The 18,599-nt window shown below is 67.2% G+C and carries 21 protein-coding genes; 12 read left to right on the top strand and 9 right to left on the bottom strand.

Annotated features, from left to right (window positions below; genetic code table 11):
- Nucleotides 1-94: 94 nt before the first annotated feature.
- The 6 genes from ABRP34_RS06910 to ABRP34_RS06885 all read right to left on the bottom strand — a co-directional run bounded on the left by ABRP34_RS06910 (nt 95) and on the right by ABRP34_RS06885 (nt 3,887).
- Nucleotides 95-499, bottom strand: coding sequence for a hypothetical protein (locus ABRP34_RS06910; protein ID WP_353712685.1), 405 nt, complete (start codon nt 497-499; stop codon nt 95-97).
- A 476-nt stretch (nt 500-975) separates the two neighbouring features.
- Nucleotides 976-1,317 (bottom strand): hypothetical protein, encoded by a 342-nt coding sequence (locus tag ABRP34_RS06905; protein WP_003805240.1) that lies wholly within the window; start codon nt 1,315-1,317, stop codon nt 976-978.
- Nucleotides 1,318-1,392: 75 nt separating this feature from the next.
- Nucleotides 1,393-1,899, bottom strand: coding sequence for an AFG1/ZapE family ATPase (gene zapE / locus ABRP34_RS06900; RefSeq protein WP_353712684.1), 507 nt, complete (start codon nt 1,897-1,899; stop codon nt 1,393-1,395).
- Entirely contained in the window at nt 1,899-2,894 is a 996-nt protein-coding gene (corA, locus tag ABRP34_RS06895) for a magnesium/cobalt transporter CorA (RefSeq protein ID WP_003805236.1), read from the bottom strand. The genes zapE and corA overlap by 1 nt, the downstream gene beginning before the upstream one ends.
- Before the next feature lie 39 nt (nt 2,895-2,933).
- Nucleotides 2,934-3,359, bottom strand: coding sequence for a DUF1761 domain-containing protein (locus ABRP34_RS06890; RefSeq protein WP_003805235.1), 426 nt, complete (start codon nt 3,357-3,359; stop codon nt 2,934-2,936).
- 9 nt (nt 3,360-3,368) lie between these two features.
- Nucleotides 3,369-3,887 carry an Lrp/AsnC family transcriptional regulator gene (locus ABRP34_RS06885; RefSeq protein WP_353712683.1) on the bottom strand — a complete coding sequence of 173 codons (519 nt, stop codon included), beginning with the start codon at nt 3,885-3,887 and terminating at the stop codon, nt 3,369-3,371.
- Between the two features lie 155 nt (nt 3,888-4,042).
- On the opposite strand from ABRP34_RS06885, the gene ABRP34_RS06880 reads away from it, so the two are divergent.
- From ABRP34_RS06880 to ABRP34_RS06870, 3 genes are all read left to right on the top strand, one after another.
- On the top strand, nt 4,043-5,278 hold the full coding sequence (locus tag ABRP34_RS06880) for an MFS transporter (RefSeq protein WP_353712682.1): 1,236 nt from the start codon (nt 4,043-4,045) through the stop codon (nt 5,276-5,278).
- Between the two features lie 141 nt (nt 5,279-5,419).
- The gene (locus ABRP34_RS06875; protein WP_353712681.1) at nt 5,420-6,139 is read left to right on the top strand and encodes a helix-turn-helix domain-containing protein; all 720 of its coding nucleotides are present in this window, start codon (nt 5,420-5,422) and stop codon (nt 6,137-6,139) included.
- Nucleotides 6,136-6,372: a hypothetical protein gene (locus tag ABRP34_RS06870; RefSeq protein WP_003805228.1), complete on the top strand. Its 237-nt coding sequence runs from the start codon at nt 6,136-6,138 to the stop codon at nt 6,370-6,372. The genes ABRP34_RS06875 and ABRP34_RS06870 overlap by 4 nt, the downstream gene beginning before the upstream one ends.
- Before the next feature lie 37 nt (nt 6,373-6,409).
- On the opposite strand, the gene ABRP34_RS06865 is transcribed toward ABRP34_RS06870, so the two are convergent.
- Nucleotides 6,410-6,919, bottom strand: coding sequence for an Lrp/AsnC family transcriptional regulator (locus ABRP34_RS06865; protein WP_003805226.1), 510 nt, complete (start codon nt 6,917-6,919; stop codon nt 6,410-6,412).
- Nucleotides 6,920-7,037: 118 nt separating this feature from the next.
- Entirely contained in the window at nt 7,038-8,291 is a 1,254-nt protein-coding gene (locus ABRP34_RS06860) for an MFS transporter (protein ID WP_353713322.1), read from the bottom strand.
- Nucleotides 8,292-8,452: 161 nt separating this feature from the next.
- Here ABRP34_RS06860 and ABRP34_RS06855 point away from each other — a divergent pair, with 161 nt between their 5' ends.
- Nucleotides 8,453-9,439 carry a LysR substrate-binding domain-containing protein gene (locus tag ABRP34_RS06855; protein WP_353712680.1) on the top strand — a complete coding sequence of 329 codons (987 nt, stop codon included), beginning with the start codon at nt 8,453-8,455 and terminating at the stop codon, nt 9,437-9,439.
- A 33-nt stretch (nt 9,440-9,472) separates the two neighbouring features.
- On the opposite strand, the gene ABRP34_RS06850 is transcribed toward ABRP34_RS06855, so the two are convergent.
- Nucleotides 9,473-10,504, bottom strand: a complete 1,032-nt coding sequence (locus tag ABRP34_RS06850) for a nitronate monooxygenase (protein ID WP_353712679.1) — start codon at nt 10,502-10,504, stop codon at nt 9,473-9,475.
- Between the two features lie 36 nt (nt 10,505-10,540).
- Between ABRP34_RS06850 and ABRP34_RS06845 the strand changes: the two genes are divergently transcribed.
- The 8 genes from ABRP34_RS06845 to ABRP34_RS06810 all read left to right on the top strand — a co-directional run bounded on the left by ABRP34_RS06845 (nt 10,541) and on the right by ABRP34_RS06810 (nt 18,572).
- Nucleotides 10,541-11,512, top strand: a complete 972-nt coding sequence (locus ABRP34_RS06845) for a BadF/BadG/BcrA/BcrD ATPase family protein (protein ID WP_353712678.1) — start codon at nt 10,541-10,543, stop codon at nt 11,510-11,512.
- A 55-nt stretch (nt 11,513-11,567) separates the two neighbouring features.
- Nucleotides 11,568-12,020, top strand: a complete 453-nt coding sequence (locus ABRP34_RS06840; protein WP_353712677.1) for an NUDIX hydrolase — start codon at nt 11,568-11,570, stop codon at nt 12,018-12,020.
- Nucleotides 12,021-12,384: 364 nt separating this feature from the next.
- The gene (gene rsgA, locus ABRP34_RS06835; protein ID WP_353712676.1) at nt 12,385-13,446 is read left to right on the top strand and encodes a ribosome small subunit-dependent GTPase A; all 1,062 of its coding nucleotides are present in this window, start codon (nt 12,385-12,387) and stop codon (nt 13,444-13,446) included.
- Between the two features lie 268 nt (nt 13,447-13,714).
- Complete coding sequence (locus tag ABRP34_RS06830; RefSeq protein WP_353712675.1) at nt 13,715-14,803, top strand: ABC transporter ATP-binding protein; 1,089 nt, start codon at nt 13,715-13,717, stop codon at nt 14,801-14,803.
- On the top strand, nt 14,803-15,516 hold the full coding sequence (locus ABRP34_RS06825) for an ABC transporter permease (protein WP_353712674.1): 714 nt from the start codon (nt 14,803-14,805) through the stop codon (nt 15,514-15,516). Before ABRP34_RS06830 ends, ABRP34_RS06825 begins: the two co-directional genes overlap by 1 nt.
- Entirely contained in the window at nt 15,513-16,256 is a 744-nt protein-coding gene (locus tag ABRP34_RS06820; protein WP_353712673.1) for an ABC transporter permease, read from the top strand. Before ABRP34_RS06825 ends, ABRP34_RS06820 begins: the two co-directional genes overlap by 4 nt.
- Complete coding sequence (locus tag ABRP34_RS06815; protein WP_353712672.1) at nt 16,253-17,212, top strand: ABC transporter substrate-binding protein; 960 nt, start codon at nt 16,253-16,255, stop codon at nt 17,210-17,212. The genes ABRP34_RS06820 and ABRP34_RS06815 overlap by 4 nt, the downstream gene beginning before the upstream one ends.
- 139 nt (nt 17,213-17,351) lie before the next feature.
- Nucleotides 17,352-18,572, top strand: a complete 1,221-nt coding sequence (locus ABRP34_RS06810; protein ID WP_003805210.1) for a pyridoxal phosphate-dependent aminotransferase — start codon at nt 17,352-17,354, stop codon at nt 18,570-18,572.
- Nucleotides 18,573-18,599 lie beyond the last annotated feature (27 nt).

The following is an 18,599-nucleotide window of genomic DNA, read 5'->3' as shown; positions in this document are numbered from 1 at the left end:
TTCTTCCGCAGCATCTCTGCCAGGGCCCCGTCGGCTGACTCCTGCGGCAATGCCGGGGCCGGGCACGCCTGGCAGGGGAAAGTGTGGCTGCAGCTCAAGGACCCGACGTTCCGTGGGATTTAGGCGGCAGATGGCCACGTCTGGATGCTTCCCGGACTACCTGCCGGATGTTGGCGAACAGTACTGCCTTCACTGCCGTCATGTCCGGGTTGTGCCCGTGCTTCAGCGCGCTCTCAAGGCTGCGGCAGTAGGCCTCGAGCCGCTGCGCACCGGCCATCCCTGAGCTGGCCCTCAGGCTGATGATGGCCTCAAGGGTCGTGTCTGTATCGCCGCGGGTGAGACCTTTGAAGATCTTGGCGGCCCGTACGGGGAGCATCACCAAATACTCCTCCATGAACTTCTGCGCTACCTCCTCACCGGCTTCCTCCGTGAGGTCCTGCAGCGCGCCGTCGTCCAGTACCGGAAGGTCCTGGCCCGCGTTCGGGTCCTCCTCCGTCATGCAGCCACCTCATCCAGTTGTCCACGCCGTCCTGCGATTCTCAATGAAATGGTCCGGGACACAGCTCAAGAACCTGACACCGTCGTCGCAGGTTCGGATCAAGAGTTCGTGAGGTAATTGTCCGCCGGGTCCGGAGTACATGGGGGGAATGCGTTCCCGGACCCGGCAGTTCTGAAGCGGCGGTTCGCGGCTACCTTCTGCTTCAGGGACAGGAACAGTCTGCAGCCTGCACGCTATGAAACGCAGGAGCAACCTGAGAGTCAGGCTTCGTTTTTACCCCTCGGGTGCGGGGTCGGACGCTGCACGCCCAAGGTTTTCCCAAGCTTGGGGCCTGTAGCTGCCTTACCAGGAAAAACGGGGCAGAGCCGGATTCGTCCGCATCTATGCAGGGGCGGACTTGTTTTTCCAACACAAAAGGCGGCCACGGGTCGGGAGGAGTACCCCGCCCGTGGCCGCCAGACGTGTAGGAGTGCGGGCTACTGGCCGCCGCAGAACCTGCTGTAGGTGCTGCCGGCCTGCTCGTAGCCGGTCTTCAGCTCGGTGAGCTTCGCCTCGTCCGGGGTTTCCTTGGCGGACTCGTCCGTGTATTCCAGGATGGCCTGCAGCGCCGGGCGCAGCTCGTCCGAGGACACGGCCTCGATGGGACGGATCTGATTGGCCAGGCGGGTCATGCCGGTCTTGCCCACGGAGTTCGTGGGGTTCGAGACAACCGTCCTGATCCGGTCGCAGGTCTGTGCGGTGGTGAGCTGCGGTGCAGCGCAGGCGGAAGCGGAGAGGACGAACCCGGCGGCAAGCAGGGCGGTAGTGAGTTTCTTCATGATTCCCTCAGTAGTTGATGTCAATCGATTGTAAGCAGACACCACCGGCTCGGGACGGCAGGGTTACGGCTGTTGTTAGCAGCCGCCGGACTGCTCATCCGCCAACTGTTCGTCCGACTCGATCCTTCTCAGCACCGAGAGCCGTGCTCCGATGCGTGACAGGACGGCGGCCAGTTCCCCAGGAGCACCGGCGTCGGGCGCGCCGGAGAAGCTGCCAAACAGGACCGGCGTAATGAGGAACGGAGTGATGTCCCGGTCGTGGAGGACGTCCAGCAACGCCAGGAACCGCTGCCAGCCAGCCGGACTGGCAGCGGACTCTGCAGAAGGTGAAGGTATGCCGTCCACCACCCAGGCCGGGAACGTCTCCGCCAGCAGGAGATAGTCCGCCGTCGACCGATCCCCGCCGCACAGCTCGGCAAAGCCGGCCCACAGCATGTCCGGGCCGGCGCCTTTCACCGGCAGCGGACCGGCGGGGAGGGACAGCACGTCCCGCTGGGAAGGGGAAGGCCTGAACAGCCCGCAGGCGCCCAATTGCCGCTCCGTGCCGGGTGTGATGAGCAGGCCCCGGTGAAACCCTGCCATCAGAGCCAGCCCTTCCGCTTGAAGATGAGGTACATCAGGGCTGCCGTGGCAGCCATCAGCAGCACCGCCATGGGATAGCCGTAGGCCCAATGCAGCTCCGGCATATGGTCAAAGTTCATGCCGTATACGCCGGCCACGAACGACGGGGCGAAGAAGATGGCCGCCCAGGACGAGATCTTTTTTACCTGTTCGTTCTGCTGCGCGCTCGCCTCGTTCTGCCGGTTGGCGGTGAGAGTGCCGTCCAGGGTCAGCGCGTTCTGCAGGAGGTCACGGAATGAATCAGCCCGCGAGATCACCCGCTCCACGTGGTCCTCGACGTCCCGGAGGTTGTGCTGGAGCTCGGCGTCGGCAGCAAAGTCGTCAAATCCCTCGTTGAGCTGCTGCATCATGGCCGGCAGCGGATGGATGGCCCGCTGGAACTGGATGACCTCGCGGGCGAGTTCATAGATGCGGCGGGACACCGCGGAATCCCCGGAAAACAGCTGGTCTTCGATTTCGTCGATGTCGTTTTCCAGCCCGGCAACCACCGGGGCGTAGTCGTCCACCACCTGGTCCAGCAGTGCGTACAGCACCGCAGGCGGTCCGTGGCGGAGGAGATCCGGCCTGGACTCCAGGCGGCGGCGTACCTGTCCGACGCCGGACATCTCGGCATGCCGGACGGTCACTACGAAGTTCGTGCCAACGAATATGTGGAGCTCGCCGAATTCCACGGTTTCGGTGTCATCGCGGTACCTGGCGGGCCTTAGAACAGTGAAAAGGCTGTCGCCGTAGCGCTCCAGCTTTGGCCGTTGGTGGGCCGATACAGCGTCCTCGACGGCCAGCTCGTGGAGGCCAAACTCCTCGGCGACGGCGGCCATTTCGGCCTGTGAGGGACGGTACAGTCCGATCCAGGCCATTCCGCCGTGGCTGTCCAGGGTTTCAAACGTCTGTTCCAGGTTTCCGGGTTCCGCGGTGCGGACCCCGTCGACGTAGACGGCGTTGTCGATAATGGTCACAGTCTGCAGGTCTCCGTCTGTTTGGGTCAGGACTTTGGGTCAGGACATCGCGCCGATGATGACTCCGGCAGCTGTCACGGCGAGGACATCGTGGCCGGAGTCGATGAGCGTCACCGCGGCAGGGCGTCCGGCGAACCCGTTGTGGATTACGTGGCCGCCTACGCGGAAAACCACTGCCAGCACAAAGGCGAACGATCCGCCGGCCAGCGCGTTGTCGAGTCCGAGCTTGCTGATCAGAACTGCGAGCAGGATGGCTGTCAGGGCTGCAGCTGCCATCATGGGAACCCAGATTCCGGCGCCGCCGTCAGTGTTCCTGAGGTCCTCCTCTGTCTTGCCCACAGCCTCCATCCACCGCCTGCCGAGCACGGCGGGCAGGTACCAGACGAAGCCGATGGCCATGCTCGCGGCGAAGGCAAGAAGCACCGCAAGCCAGTTGACCTGAAAGAAGTAAGAGAGCCAGTCCATGCTCGAATCCTATTCCGGCCGGAGGGCCGCGGGCCCCGGAGGCGATTGAACGAGGCGGCTGATCAGCGGCTCGGTCCGGTACGGGATGTGCGTATGGAGGGCCAGCACCGTTTCGGTGCGGATCACGCCCTTGATGCGCAGGATCGAACGCAGCGCGCCCTGGAGATTCTGCGTGTCCGTGGCCACCACCCGGCACCAGACGTCGCCCCGGCCGGAGATCTCGTGCACTTCGAGGACCTGGGGAATCAGCCGCAAAGCGGCGATCACGCCGTCGAGCTCCCGGTGCGTCACTTCAATCGTCACAAAGGCGACGACGTCGTATCCCACCGCTTCGAGGTCGATCTCGCGGCCGCCGTCGTGCAGTATGCCGGAGCGCAGCATCCGGCGCACGCGTGACTGGGCGGTGTTCCGCGCGATGCCGAGTTTTTCGCTCAGCTCGCCGATCTGGACGCGGGGGTCGCGGATCAGCTCGAGCAGGATCTTCAGATCCGTGGGGTCCAAGGTGTTCAAATCGTCACTCCGGTTCATGAATCCGGCCAAAGATTGATGGTTTTGCTCAATATTCCCACAGAAGGACGCTCGGGTACGCACTCCTGCCGCATTCTTTAGATACCAAGATTCCATCCGTGCGAGCAGCCCCCACAAGGGGCGCGTTCCGCGGACACACAGGCAAGGGCACGGGCATGACCGTCTTTAGCGAACTTCGAATGCGTCCGGCTACGGCCACCCGCTGGGGCTGGAATGCGTCCACCACCGCACGGCTGGCCATGGCCGGCGTCGTCATTTTCACGCTCCTGGTGGGAGCAAACCTGGCGACCCCGCTGTATCCGCTGCTGCAGGTACGGCTGGGCATTGGTTCCCTGGGCATCACCGTCGCGTTCGCCGCCTACGTCCTGGCGCTCGTGGCCACGCTCATGCTCGCAGGGCACTGGTCCGACCACATCGGGCGCCGTGCGGCCCTCGTTCTTGCCGTGCTGACGGGGCTTGCCGGTGGCCTGGTCTTTGCGGCCGCGGACACTCTTGCCGGACTGTGCGGCGGGCGGGCGCTCCAGGGCGTCGCCGTCGCCCTGGCCACCGGGGCCAGTTCGGCGGCACTGCGCGAACTGCTGCCGGAGCGCCCGGAGTGGGCCTCCCGCTTCACCCTGCTGGCCTCGGCCGGGGGAGTGGCGGCGGGACCCGCCATGGGCGGGATCCTCTCCCTCCTGCCCGGCTCCACCACCACGCCCTACCTCATCCATTCACTCGTCCTGGCCGCCCTGCTCGTCCCGCTGTACCTGCTGCGGGCCCGTCCCGCCATCAAGCCTGCCGCCGGCCCCCGCCCGCTGAAGGCGCTGGCACCGCGCCGGCCCACAGTGTCCCGCGAGGCCCGTGGCGCATTCTGGCTGGCGGCGGCCGTCGGCTTCCTGAGCTTTGCCGTCTTCGGCTTCTGCCTGTCCCTCGCGCCCGGTTATTTCGCCAAGATCCTCGGCACCGATTCTCGGCCGCTGATCGGCCTGCTCGCCGGGCTGACCCTGGGATCGTCCGCCCTGAGCCAGCTGGTCGCCGTCCGGAGCAGGTTCGCGGTGCCGGCGGGGCTGGCGGTGCTGGGCGGCGCGGTGGCGCTCCTCGCGGCCGCGGCTGCCGCCGGAAACCCGTGGCTGCTGGTTGCCGCGAGCGTGACCGCAGGCGCCGGCCAGGGCGTCGCCTTCCGGACTGCTTTCAACGACGTGGCGGGCAAGGTGGAGGCATCCCGGCACGCACAGATCATCAGTACCGTTTATGTGATCACTTACCTCGGAAGTGCTGTTCCCGTGGTGGGGCTGGGGATGGCGACGGTGGCCTTCGGGCTCGACGCGGCCGTCGCCGGATTCGTGACAGCCTGCGCCTGCGCGGCGGGGCTGCTCGCAGCGATCACGTGGCGCCGCAGCCTTCGCCAGTAGGAGCGGGCCCGAACCAGCAGGCGGTAGCAGCGCGCGCGGCGGTATCGCCGTCATAAGAAGTATCTTGCAAAGAAACGATTGCAAAGGATTGATTGCAAAATAACCATTGCAAAGAAATCTTTGCAAGAGTAGCCTTGCGATATGGCAGCTAAGCCGAACTCTGAAGCCCCCGACGTGCAGGATCTGCCGTTCCCCGTCCGGAAGATGGATCCGGCCTCCCTCAAAGCCCTCGCGCACCCGCTGCGGGTCCAGATCCTGGAGATGCTGTCCCGCTACGGTGCCCAGACGGCGTGCAGCCTCGGCGAGCTGCTGGGGGAGTCCAGCGGCTCCACGAGCTATCACCTGCGCCAGCTGGCCAAGCACGACTTCGTCCGGGAGGTGGAGGGTAAAGGCACTGCGCGGGAGCGGTGGTGGGAGCGGCCGCGCGGCGCCATTGAGGTTTCGTCGCCTGAGCTCGCCAGTTCCCCCGCCACCCAGGAAGCGTCGCGGCTGGTGAACCGGGAATTCGAGCTCCGCCGCCAGGCCGCGCTCGCCGACTTTATGGTGCACGGCGCGGACACCCTGGAGCGCGACTGGCTGGAGGCCGCCACCGTAAGCACCGCCAATGTGCGGATGAACGAGGAGCAGCTGGGCGCCTACACGCAGGCCATGGAGGCCTTCTCCTACCGGCTGCTGGAGGAGATCCGCGGCGAGGGGGACCAGGAGGGTGCCCGGCCGGTCCAGATCCACTTCAATGCTTTCCCCATCCTCGGTGTCCCCGCGTCCGCAGGCACCCGCGGCCAGCGCAAGACCCAGTACCCCGCCGAAGCGGAGTCACACAACAAAGAACAGTCAGAGAGTCCCGAAAGGAAAGAGCCATGAGCGCTCTATCGGTCAACCAGTCCGTCCCCGGCTACCGCCGTGCCTCCATGCTGGAAGCCGTTGCCGTCCGCATCGGCGCCGGCCTGGTGGAATGGGCGGAACGGCGCCGGGTTGTTCCGGAGGAAGCCGTCCGGCAGCAGCGGGACGCGGCGCGGCGCCGCGACGAATTGAGCCTGTTGCGTGGAGATGTCCTGGGGGCAGCCCACTCGGGGCTGCTCCTTCCCCGCCGCTAGGCAGCGCCGGTTGGCCCGTCGGTTGACCCCGCCGGGGTCAGTCCTGTTCCGGCAGCGGCCCGTGGTTGCCCTGCATGTGGTCGAACACCAGTGTGGTTTCGGTGTGGCCCACCACGGGGTCGGTGGCAAGGTTGTCCAGAACCCAGTCCCGCAGGTCCTCGGTAGTGGCGACGGCGATGTGCAGCAGATAGTCGACCGAGCCGGACGTGTGGAAGGTCGACAGTACTGCGGGTAGCTTGGGGACGCGGGAGGTAAACCGGTCTATCTGCTCCCGGTCGTGGGCGCGGAGCCGGACGGCGATCAGGGCCTGCACCGACCGGCCAATCGCGGAAAGGCTCAGTTTCGCTTCAAATCCCTGGATGATGCCCCGGTCCGAAAGAGCGCGGGTGCGCATGAGGGCGGTGGAGGGGGCGATGCCGACGAGCTCGGCCAGCTGCTTGTTGGATATCCGGGCATCGTCCACCAGCGCCGCCAGCAGCCGCTCATCGATGGCGTCAAGCGGCTCGTGCCCCGCCGGCGGCCGAATATTCTTCGGGTTGCTGCTCACGGATCCTCCTGAAGTGTTCTCCGTTCATCTTAGCGGCGGCAATGTTGCCAAGACATTCACAGGCAGGCGGCACTTCCGAACATCTGCCGGTTTTCTGCCCGGTTCGGCGGCGAATTATTCAGGGATGCTGCAGGGTTGCCTGGTCCGGCTGGCGCTGCCGCCGCCGGCGCCCGGAAGTGGGGTGTGCGACGGCGGTGATCACCGCCGTCGCACACCCCAGGATGATGACGGCGGCCGCCAGCGCCGGCCAGCCCAGGGACTGGAACACCAGTCCTCCGGCCCAGCCCAGGATGCTGGAGCCGAGGTAGTACGCGAGGTTGTACAGCGATGCTGCCTGTGCCCGGCCCGACTGGGCGATGGCTCCCGTCCAGCCAGCACCGATGCTGTGGGCCGCGAAGAAGCCGCCGGTGAAGATGATGAGGCCGGCCAGTATCAGCACCAGCACCTGGGTGAGGGTGAGGGCCAGGCCCGCCGCCATCACCCCGATGCCTGCCAGCAGCACCGTGCGCCGGCCGAAGCGCTGCGTCAGGGTTCCGGCCCAGCGTGAGGTCACGGTGCCTGACAGATAGGCCAGGAAAATGAGGCTGATGAGCGTGGCCGGCAGGCTGAACGGTTCGCCGGAGAGCCGGAACCCGAGATAGTTGTAGACGGCCACGAAGCCGCCCATCAGCAGGAAGGCCTGCACGTATAGTGCCAGCAGCCGGGGGTTGGCCAGGTGCCCCGACAGGGTCCTGGCCGCTCCGCGGAGGCCAATGCCCCGGGCCGGGCTGAAGCCGCGGGCCTTGGGAATCAGGACCAGGAAGAGCACCGCGGCCGCGGTGGCCAGGACGGAGACGGCGAGCGCGGCGGCGCGCCACCCCCACAGTTCCCCCGCCGGACCGGCCACAAGCCTGCCGGCCAGGCCGCCCAGGGTGGTGCCCGCGACGTAGCTTCCGGCCGCTACGGCACCGTGCGCCCGGTCGATCTCCTCGTTGAGGTAGGCGATGGCAATGGCAGGGATACCGCCCAGGGCCATGCCCTCCAGCATGCGGAGGCCCAGCAGGACGGGGAAGGACGTGGCCAGAGGCACCAGCAGTCCCAGCGCCGTGGCCAGGCAGATCCCCCAGGTCATGGCCTTCACCCTCCCGATCCGGTCCGCAAGGAACGACCAGGGGATGACGGTGACGGCGAGACCCACGGTGGCCAGTGAAATGGTCAGCGCGGCTTCCGCGGCGCTCACCCGAAGCTCGGCGGCCATGACGGGGAGCACGGCCTGGGTGGAATAGAGCTGGGCGAAGGTGGCCACCCCGGCAAACGCCAAGCCAGCGAGGATCCTGCCGTAGGCCTGTGACCCCTTGGGATGACCGTTCCACTCGATGACTGTCCCTGCCACCGGTTCTGCCCGCGCTGCCGGCGCGGGCCGGGAGTCGCTCGGCTGGGTTCCGGGGGTGCGGGGCGTTGGCATGCCTTCAGCGTAGATCTACGCTGACCTAGCATCCAATGCATGATTCATCGATAATTCATGCTGCAACGGATTGATTGACGGAGGAAACCGTGGACATCGAGCACAGGCAGCTCGTGCAGCTGCTGCCGGTTCTGCCGCTGCTGGCGGAGATTGGGCGGACACAGCACATCACCGAAACCGCCGAGCTGCTTGGCGTTCCGCAGTCGACGGTCAGCCGCGCACTGGCGCGCGCCAGTGCCGTGGTGGGAACCGACCTGCTGGTGAGGGACGGCAGGGGAGTAAGGCTGACGCCTGCTGCCGCGACGCTGCTGCCCTATGTGGAATCGGCGCTCGCCGAGTTCCGCGCCGGCCTTGACCTCGTCCGGCACGAGTCGGAGGTGGTGCGCGGCCGAATCGCCGTAACCTTCCAGCACACATTCGGCGAGGCGACGTTGCCGCTGCTCATCAGTGCGTTCCGGAGCCGCTACCCGCAGACGGAGTTCGACCTCAGCCAGGGCTCCCGCGACAGCTGCCTGGCGGAACTTTCCTCCGGCGCCGCCGATCTCGCCCTGACCGCACCCGTGGCACCCGCCGCCAGGACCATCGGCTCGGCCGCCCTGTACCGTGAACCGCTTCGGCTTGTGGTGCACCACCGGCACCCGCTGGCAGGCCGGACGTCGGTGGCTATGGCGGAGATCCGGAAAGACCCGTTCGTTGCGCTCGGATCCGGCTACGGGCTGCGCTCGTTGACGGATGCCCTGTTCAGGGAGGCCGGCTTCAGGCCGCGGATTGCCTTTGAAAGCCAGGATTCACACACCGCACGTGGCCTGGTGTCCGCAGGGCTGGGAGTCAGCATCCTTCCCCCGGAGGGCGGCAGCGGCCCGGGCCGCGGCGTCACGGCAGCCACCGGCGACCTGGGCTGGGTCGAAATTGCGCTGAAATCGGACCTGGCATACCGCGAGATCGGTCTGGCCTGGCGCGAGCGCCGCGGTGCGCGAGAGAGTGAACCAGACGCGCTGCGCCTCTTCCGGGGGCTGGTGCTGGAGGAGGGGCCGGCGCTGCTGGCTGAGCTGGTCCGGGCCCGGTCGGGTGCCTGACCGGCCGCTGGCGCCGGGCTCCTCACCGGGCGCTTAACTGTCCAGCAGCGCGCCCACCGCCTCGGCCACGGGGCCGGTCCTGGCCGAGCGCCAGCCCTTTCCTGCCCAGAGGTTCAGCCGCTCCCGGTCACCCGCGGCCGCTGCTGCCGCGCGGATGGGGGATGTCAGGTGGTGGATGGCGGGGTAACCTTCAGGGGCGTCGCCGTGGTCGCGGACAAAGTCATTGACGAGTGCCCGTGCGTAGCGGCCGGTGAACGCTCGGGTGGGTGTTGTTTCGGTGAAGCGGTCATCGCCAAGGGCGTCCTTGTGCAGTTGGCGCGCGCCGCTTTCGTCCGTCCGCAGCAGCGCCGTTCCCACCTGCGCGGCAACCGCCCCGGCGGCAATGACCGACCTGACGGCGGCGGCGTCCGACACCGCGCCGGCCGCGATCAGCGGAAGGTCGACGGCGGCCCCCACCTCCCGGATCAGGTCAGCCGTCGACGGCGGCATGCCGCCGGGTTTCGTCCCGGGCAGGAAAGCACCGGAATGGGCGCCGGCGCTGGTGTGCTGGACGACGAGGGCATCGGCTCCGCGGTCCGCTGCCAGCTCAGCCTCGGCGCGGCTGGTGACGGTCGCGAGGATGGCCGACCCCGCTTTCCGGAGCGCCTCGACAACCGCGGAATCGGGCAGCCCGAACGCGAAGCTGACCAGTTCAACGGGGTTCTGCAGCAGGAGGTCGATCTTCTCCTGCCAGGCGTCGTCGTCGTCCAGCACCAGGGGCGGCACGGCCACGCCGTAGCGCCCGGCGTCACGGCCAAGGCTGCTCCGGTACTCCTCCAGCCTTGCCACGGCGTCGGAGGAAGGGTTCAGCTGTGCATGGTCCGGCACGAAAACGTTCACGCCGAACCGGACGCCGGCGTCCCGGCAGGCGCGGATTTCAGCGCTGACCGCGTCCGCGGTCTTATACCCTGCGGCGAGAAAGCCCAGTCCTCCGGCGCGGTGGACCGCCGAGACGAAGCCCGGCGTGGACGTCCCGCCTGCCATGGGCGCTGCGATAATACGGGTATCAAACTGGGCGTGGGGCATGGCCGGCTCCTTGGGGCTAATCAGTAGTCTGTTCAGGTGACTAATTCTGACAACCTATCCGGTGCGGCCCCCGTCCCGTCCAGCACAGTTCCGTCCAGCACAGCCCCGTCCAGCGCCGCCCAGCCCAGCGACGTCGTGATCGGCCTCGACATCGGCGGCACCAAGACGCGGGGCGTCCGCTTCGAGCACGGGGAACCGGTAGCCGATGAGAGCGTGGGGAGCGCCAACGTCCAGAACGTCAGCCGTGAGGACGCCGCGGCGCATCTCGCGGAGCTCTTCGCCAAAATCGGCCGGGGCGCGGTAGCGCAGGTCTACGCCGGCGCCGGCGGGATCGACACCGATGAGGATGCCGCTGCCCTGGCCGCACTCATCGAGCCGCACGTCCCGGGGGCCCGGATTACGGTGGTCCACGACTCCCGGCTCCTGCTCGCGGCAGGCGGCGCCAGCACCGGCGTCGCAGTCATTGCAGGCACCGGCTCGGCGGCCTGGGGCGCGAACGGCGCCGGCGACGAGGCGCGGGCCGGCGGCTGGGGCTACCTCCTGGGCGACGAAGGCAGCGGCTACTGGCTGGGCAGGGAAGCCGTCCGGCACAGTCTGCGGCGGATGAACCAGGGGCAGGAACCGGACGACCTGACCAGGGCGCTGCTGGACTCCTGCAACACCGATGACCCGAACAAGCTGATCGCGCTCTTCCACTCCCCGGACACCGGACGCCGATTCTGGGCGCAGCAGGCCCGGCTCGTGGTGGAGGCGGCCGACGCCGGCCACAGGGTGAGCCGGGACCTGATCGACCAGGCGGGCAAGGACCTGGCGGACATGGCTGCCCAGGTCCTCCGGCAGCTAGGGCTGGACGGACCGGTCATTCTGGGCAGCGGCCTGGGCATGAACGTTGTCCGGCTCCAGGAATCGTTCCGGCAGCATCTGGCCGTGGCAGGAGTTCACGACGTGCGGATCCTGGAGCAGGACCCCGTCTTCGGAGTCCCGCTGCTCGTCCGCGACCAGGCCTAGGACCGGGTCCGCGGCCGGCCGCCTGCACGCGGATAGCGCGGGCTACGCTGGAGCCATGACCGTTCTCTTTGACACCCGGCCCGCCGCTTACGCGGTGATCATCCGCGACGACGCCATCCTCCTGGCGTACTGGAAGCAGGACGGCAAGGAAGGCTGGACGCTGCCCGGCGGCGGGCTGGACCTGGCCGAGCACCCGGTGGACGGCTGTATCCGTGAGGTCTTCGAGGAGACCGGCTACCACGCCGAAATCGGTGCGATGCTCGGGATCGACGTCGGGCACTGGCCGGCGGATTCTCGGCTGGATGGGGCGGACCGCGACTTCCAGGCGCTCCGCCTGGTGTATGAGGCGAGGGTGACGGGCGGGGAGCTCACCCACGAAGAGAACGGCACCACCACGCACGCCGCGTGGATACCGCTGCCCGACGTCGGCTCGCTCAACCGGGTGTCCCTGGTGGACGCTGCGCTGCGGCTGTTCCGGGAGCGGCCGGTCAACGGGAAGCTGGACTGAATTTCGGCCACCGCATGGTTTCCCTAGCCAGCCGGCGCCCCGCTGGCTATTCTGGGGGAGTCCCCGGATGTTCTGTCCGGCGGCGGCCAGCCTGGCATGAACTTCGCACCGGGGAGGTGGACCTGATGACTGCAGAATTCGTGCGCGCTCCGCGCCCTGTCGAAAGCACTCTCCTTACTCCTGCCCCCGCTGCTGCCCACTCGTAACCAGTCCAGCGCACTCGGTGCACAGAGCACTGCGCTCAGCGCACCGGCTGGACGGCTGGCGGCGCTTCGGGGCCAACCCGAGGTTCACAGTGAAAAATCCTTCCGGCATTCGTGCCAACCAGCTACAAAACCAGACCCCTTCAATAAAACCTGACCCCATGCCCGGCCCGGTCCCGTATGGTTTCACGGCAGCGGTGGCCCAGCACTTTGCGGACCATCCGGCGGCCCGCGGCGAGGCGGCCGCCCGCGTCGTCCGGGTGGACCGAAACCGGATTGTCGCGGCCACGGCCGACGGTCTCGTGCACCTGCCGTACCCGGCCCACGCCGTACCGGCCACCGGTGACTGGATCTGGCTCGGCCGCAACCGGGCTGCGGAACCGGCCGCCGTCGGCGTTCTCCCGCGCACGTCCGAGTTGAGCCGCAAGCGTGCCTTTGACCCGTCCACGGAAGCACAGGTCCTCGCCGCGAACATCGACACGGTGGGCGTGGTTGTTCCCGTGGACCGTCCGCTGAGCCATAACCGGCTTGAACGGACACTCGTGGCCGTCTGGGATTCCGGCGCCACACCCCTGGTGATCATCACGAAGGCGGACCTGTCGGACATCGCCGATGACGTCGTCGGGAAAGTGATCCTGCAGGCAGCCGGCGTGGACGTGGTGACCACCTCGGCCGAGCAGGGGGACGGCATCGACGAACTGCTCTCGCGGGTGCAGCCGGGGTGGACGCTCGCCCTGCTGGGCCCCTCCGGCGCCGGAAAATCCACGCTCATCAATGCGCTCGTGGGGCACCAGGTCCAGTCAACCGGCGACGTGCGGGCCGCCGATGGCAGGGGCCGGCACACCACGACGTCGCGCGAGCTGGTGCCGCTGCCCAACGGCGCGGTGCTGATGGACACTCCCGGTGTCCGCGGCTTCGGGCTGTTCGACGCCGAGGACGGCATGGAGGAGATGTTCGGCGACCTGCAGGCGCTCTTCGAACAGTGCCGCTTCTCCGACTGCGCCCATGACACCGAACCCGGGTGCGCCGTCCGGGCCGCGCTCGACGACGGGTCCCTCGAGGAGAGGCGGTGGGCCAGTTACCGCAAGCTCCAGCGCGAGCTTGCTGCCCTTGAGCGGCGCCACGACGCTGCGGCGAGAAGGGCGTACCAGCGGGAATGGCACCAGAAGGTGGTGGTGGCCGGCCGGAGCCAGCGGGCCGCCGAACGCTACCGCCACTCCTGAGGCTGGAGTTTTTGTCCAGCCAATGGCCGCTCCGGGGGCATTTGGACCCATTATCCGGACAAAAACTCCTCCACCCATCCGGACGGGGGAGGGCGCCGAATCACCAGTGTTTGTCTCCGAATGATCACGGTGTCCGCGGCTTTGGCGGTTTTGCTTCGGGCACTGGTTACGCTGTGTCAAGACGCGCTTTACAGCCAAAAAACAGCGTGCTTATGATCAGTTCGCTTTACCGTCCGATGTTGCCGCCCAACAGTTAGGTAAGCCGGGTATGGCCGAAGCCATGATTGAGTTCCAAAGCGTCACCAAGCAGTACCAGGGCGGGCAACCGGCGGTGGACCAGCTGAGCATGTCCATTGACCGGGGCTCCATCACGGTGTTCGTGGGACCGTCAGGCTGCGGCAAGACCACCTCCCTGCGCATGATCAATCGGATGGTGGAACCCACGTCCGGGACCATCACCGTGGGCGGGCGGGACGTCACCTCCGTACCGGCGGCCGAGCTCAGGCGCTCCATGGGCTACGTGATGCAGTCGTCCGGGCTGATGCCGCACCGCTCCGTGGTGGACAACATCGCCACCGTGCCCCGCCTGAACGGCGTCTCGAAAGCCGACGCCCGCAAGCGCGCGGAAGAACTGCTCGACGTCGTGGGGCTGGACCCGTCGCTGGGCAAGCGGTACCCGTCGCAGCTCTCGGGCGGCCAGCAGCAGCGCGTCGGCGTGGCCCGGGCGCTCGCCGCCGATCCGCCGGTCCTGCTGATGGATGAGCCCTTCAGTGCCGTGGATCCCGTGGTCCGCGACGAACTGCAGCAGGAACTCCTCCGACTGCAGCGCGACCTGGCCAAGACCATCGTCTTTGTCACCCACGACATCGACGAGGCCACCGTGCTGGGGGACAAGGTGGCGGTCTTCGCCGTCGGCGGCAAGCTGGCGCAGTACGCCACGCCGGAGGAGATCCTCCGGGCACCGGCGAGCGAGTTCGTCGCTTCCTTCGTCGGCCGGGACCGCGGTTTCCGGCACCTTGGGTTCACCACGGCCGACGGCGTTGCGGTCCACCCCGTTGAAACGGTCACCCGGGGCGGGGACGCCGGTGCACATCCGGACAGTTGGCGACTGGTGGTGGATGAACAGCAGCGCCCGCTGGGCTGGGAAGGCCCCGGCCTCGACTCCCAGCTCATTCCCGGCGGCTCACTGTTCCGGCCGGGCGACACCCTCCGGCGCGCCCTGGACGCCGCGCTGTCTTCGCCGTCGGGGCTCGGCGTCGCGGTCGACGGCGACGGCAAGGTTGCCGGCGTCGTCAAGGGCGCGGAGGTGCTCAGCGTCATCGAGTCCGCACGCCGGACCCGGCAGGGCGCACTCTGATGGAGTGGTTCCTGGCGAACAGCCCCATGGTCTTTGAACGGGCCGGCCAGCACCTGGTCCTGGCCCTGGTGCCGATGATCCTGGGCCTGCTGATCTCCATCCCGCTGGCACAGTTCTCGCGGCGGCACAGCGCACTCCGGCAGCTCGTGGCCACCGTGAGTTCCCTGCTCTACACCATCCCCTCGCTGGCCTTGTTCATCATCCTGCCGCCGCTGCTGGGAACCCGGATCCTTGACCCGCTGAACGTTATTGTCGCCCTGACCATTTACGCGGTGGCGCTGCTGGTACGGGCCGCCATGGACGCCTTCGATTCCGTGGATGATGACCTCCGGCAGGCGGCCGTGGCCATGGGGTACAAGCCCGCCGCGCGGTTCCTGCAGATCGACCTGCCGCTGTCCCTGCCCGTGATGTTCGCTGGCCTGCGCGTCGTGTCGGTGAGCAACATTTCGCTGGTGAGCGTCGCCGCCCTGCTGGGGGTCGGGAACCTCGGAATGCTGTTCACGGACGGGCTGCAGCGGAACTTCGTCACCGAGGTGGTGGTGGGGATTATCGCCATCCTGCTGCTGGCCCTGGTGATGGACGCCCTGCTCGTGATCCTGGAACGGGTCCTCACGCCCTGGACCAGGGCAGGCTCCATAAGGACCGGCGCGAAGGCTCAATCCGGCGCCGAATTCCTCGCCGACGCCAAGGTGCACGCGGGGGCCGGCTCATGAACATCTTCACCGAAACTTTCGCGTGGCTCGCCGACCCTTCGCACTGGTCCGGCCCGGGCGGGATACCCGTCCGTCTCCTCGAACACCTGCAGTACAGCGGCCTGGTCCTTCTTATCGCCGCGGCCATTGCCGTCCCGGTGGGGCTCTACATCGGCCATACGGGCAGGGGCCGCGTGGTGGCCGTGGGCGTGGCCGGAGCCCTCCGGGCGCTGCCCACACTCGGACTGCTGGTGCTGTTCGCCCTCGTTGCCGGAAGCGGCCTCATGCCGCCGGTGTGGGCGCTGGTCATCCTCACGGTCCCGCCGCTGCTGGCCGGCACGTACGCCGGCATTTCCAGCGTGGACGCCAGCGTGGTGGACGCCGCCCGCGCCATGGGCATGAAAGAGCTGCAGGTCCTGTTCGGCGTGGAGGTTCCCAACGGGCTCCTCGTGATGTTCGGCGGCATCCGCACCGCCGTGCTGCAGGTGATCGCCACAGTGTCGGTGGTGGCCTACCTTCCGCTCGGCGGCCTGGGACGCTACCTGTTCGACGGGCTGGTGCTCCAGGACTTCCCCCGGATGCTGGCAGGTTCGCTGCTTATCGCGGCGCTGGCGATCGTCGTCGACCTCGTCCTGGCGGCCGTGCAGCGGCTGGTCGTCTCACCGGGACTTTCCGCACGTTCCAAGGGCGGCCGCAAGGCCGCCACCGATCTCTCGGCTGCCGCGCCCGCGGCGGCCGCTGTTCAAGGAGGCACCGCATGAAGCACCCCGTCCGCACGACTCTTACCCGCCGTGGCCTGGGCGGCCTCGCCGCCGGTGTCGGCGTCGTCCTTGCCCTGTCCGCCTGCAGCAGCGGCAACCCGCTGTCTTCCCCCTCCACGAGTGCAACCGGCGGCGCCACCTCCGGCGGTTCCCTCGTCGTGGGCTCCGCGGACTTCCCGGAAAGCCAGATCATCGCCGAGATCTATGCCGGCGCTTTGAACGCGGCCGGAGTTACCGCCACCACCAAGCCGAACATCGGCTCCCGCGAGATCTACTTCAAGGCCGTCCAGGACGGATCCGTGGATGTGGTTCCCGACTACTCCGGCAACCTTCTGTCCCACGTCGACGCGCAGGCTGCTGAGGTCACGCCGGAGGACGTCTACAAGGCCCTTCCGGGCAAACTTCCGCAGGGTCTCGCCGTGCTTGAGCCGTCCAAGGCCGAGGACAAGGACGCCATGGTGGTCACCAAGGCCACCGCCGAAAAGTACCAGCTGAAGTCCATCGAGGACCTGGCCAAGGTCTGCAAGGACCTGACCATGGCCGCGCCTGCCACCTTCGAAACCCGGTCCTACGGGTTCCCGGGGCTCAAGAAGAACTACAACTGCGAGCTCAAGGCGCTCAAGCCGTTCAGCGACGGCGGCGGCAACCTCACGCTGCAGGCGCTCCTGAGCGACGAGGTGCAGGTGGCCGACATCTTCACCACCACGCCGTCCATCGCGGACAACGACCTCGTTGTGCTGGAGGACCCGAAGAACAACTTCAAGGCCCAGCAGGTGCTCCCGCTCTACAACGACGCGAAGGTGACGGACAAGGCCAAGGAGGCGCTGAACAACGTCTCCAAGACCCTCACTACGGACGACCTGATCAACCTCAACCGTGCCGTGAGCGGAAGCCAAAAGCAGAACGCCAAGGATGCGGCTGCCGCGTGGCTCAAGGACAAGGGCATCGTCAAGTAGGCGGTGCTGCATACTCAGTGAGTACGACGGCGGCTGCCGGTTCCGCGCGGACCGGCAGCCGCCGTCGTCGTTAAGCGCGCGACGGGAGTGTGAGGCACGTCTCCCCGGAAGTACATCCCGCTTGTGGCATATTTGATGAATGGCAGAATTCAAGCAGTCCACCAAGCTTCATAATGTCCTTTACGACATCCGTGGACCGATTCTTCAGGCCGCCCAGCAGATGGAGGCAGAGGGGCACCGCATCCTCAAACTGAACATCGGCAACCCAGCACCCTTCGGTTTTGAAGCGCCGGACGCGATTTTGGTGGACATGATCCGCCACCTGCCCCACGCCCAGGGATACAGCGATTCCCGCGGAATCTTCTCGGCCCGCACCGCCGTCTCGCAGTACTACCAGACCCGCGGCATCCAAAGCATCCACGTGGACGACATCTACCTGGGCAACGGTGTCAGCGAGCTGATCACCATGTCGCTGATGGCACTGCTCGACGACGGCGACGAAATCCTGATCCCCACCCCGGACTATCCGCTGTGGACCGCCTCCGTGGCGCTGGCCGGCGGCCGTCCCGTGCACTATCTCTGCGACGAGGAGTCCGGCTGGCAGCCCGACCTGGAAGACCTCGAGGCCAAGATCACGCCCAGCACCAAGGGGATCGTGGTCATCAACCCGAACAACCCCACCGGCGCCGTGTACCCGGAAAGCACCCTGCGCAAGATCGTTGCCCTGGCGGAAAAGCACGGGCTGGTGATCTTCGCCGACGAAATTTACGAGAAGATCCTCTACGAGGACGCCGTGCACGTGAACCTGGCCGGGCTTACCGGCGACGACGTGCTGTGCCTGACCTTCAGCGGGCTGTCCAAGGCCTACCGCGTCTGCGGCTACCGCGCAGGATGGATGGCGATCTCCGGACCCAAGAAGGAGGCCGCGGACTATCTCGAAGGCATCAACCTGCTGGCCAACATGCGGCTGTGCGCCAACGTCCCGGCCCAGCACGCTATCCAGACTGCCCTGGGCGGGTACCAGAGCATCAGCGACCTCATCCTGCCCGGCGGCCGGCTGCTGGAACAGCGCAACAAGGCGTACGAGATGCTCAACGCCATCCCTGGCGTCAGCACCCAGCAGGCACGGGGAGCCCTCTACCTGTTCCCCAAGCTGGACCCGGAGGTCTACAACATCCGGGACGACGAAAAGTTTGTCCTGGACCTGCTCAAGGAACAGAAGATCCTGGTCTCGCATGGCCGGGCGTTCAACTGGGTCCGGCCCGACCACTTCCGGATGGTGACCCTGCCGAACGTTAAGGACATCGAGGAAGCAATTGGCCGCATGGGAGACTTCCTCAGCAGGTATCAGGGGAATTAGCCTTTACCCACAGACAACAGTGGAAAG

It is taken from the genome of Arthrobacter sp. K5 (genome assembly GCF_040448525.1).
Lineage (GTDB): Bacteria > Actinomycetota > Actinomycetes > Actinomycetales > Micrococcaceae > Arthrobacter > Arthrobacter globiformis.
Note: the sequence above shows the minus strand (reverse complement) of the source record. Positions and strands in the feature narration are given on the sequence as shown.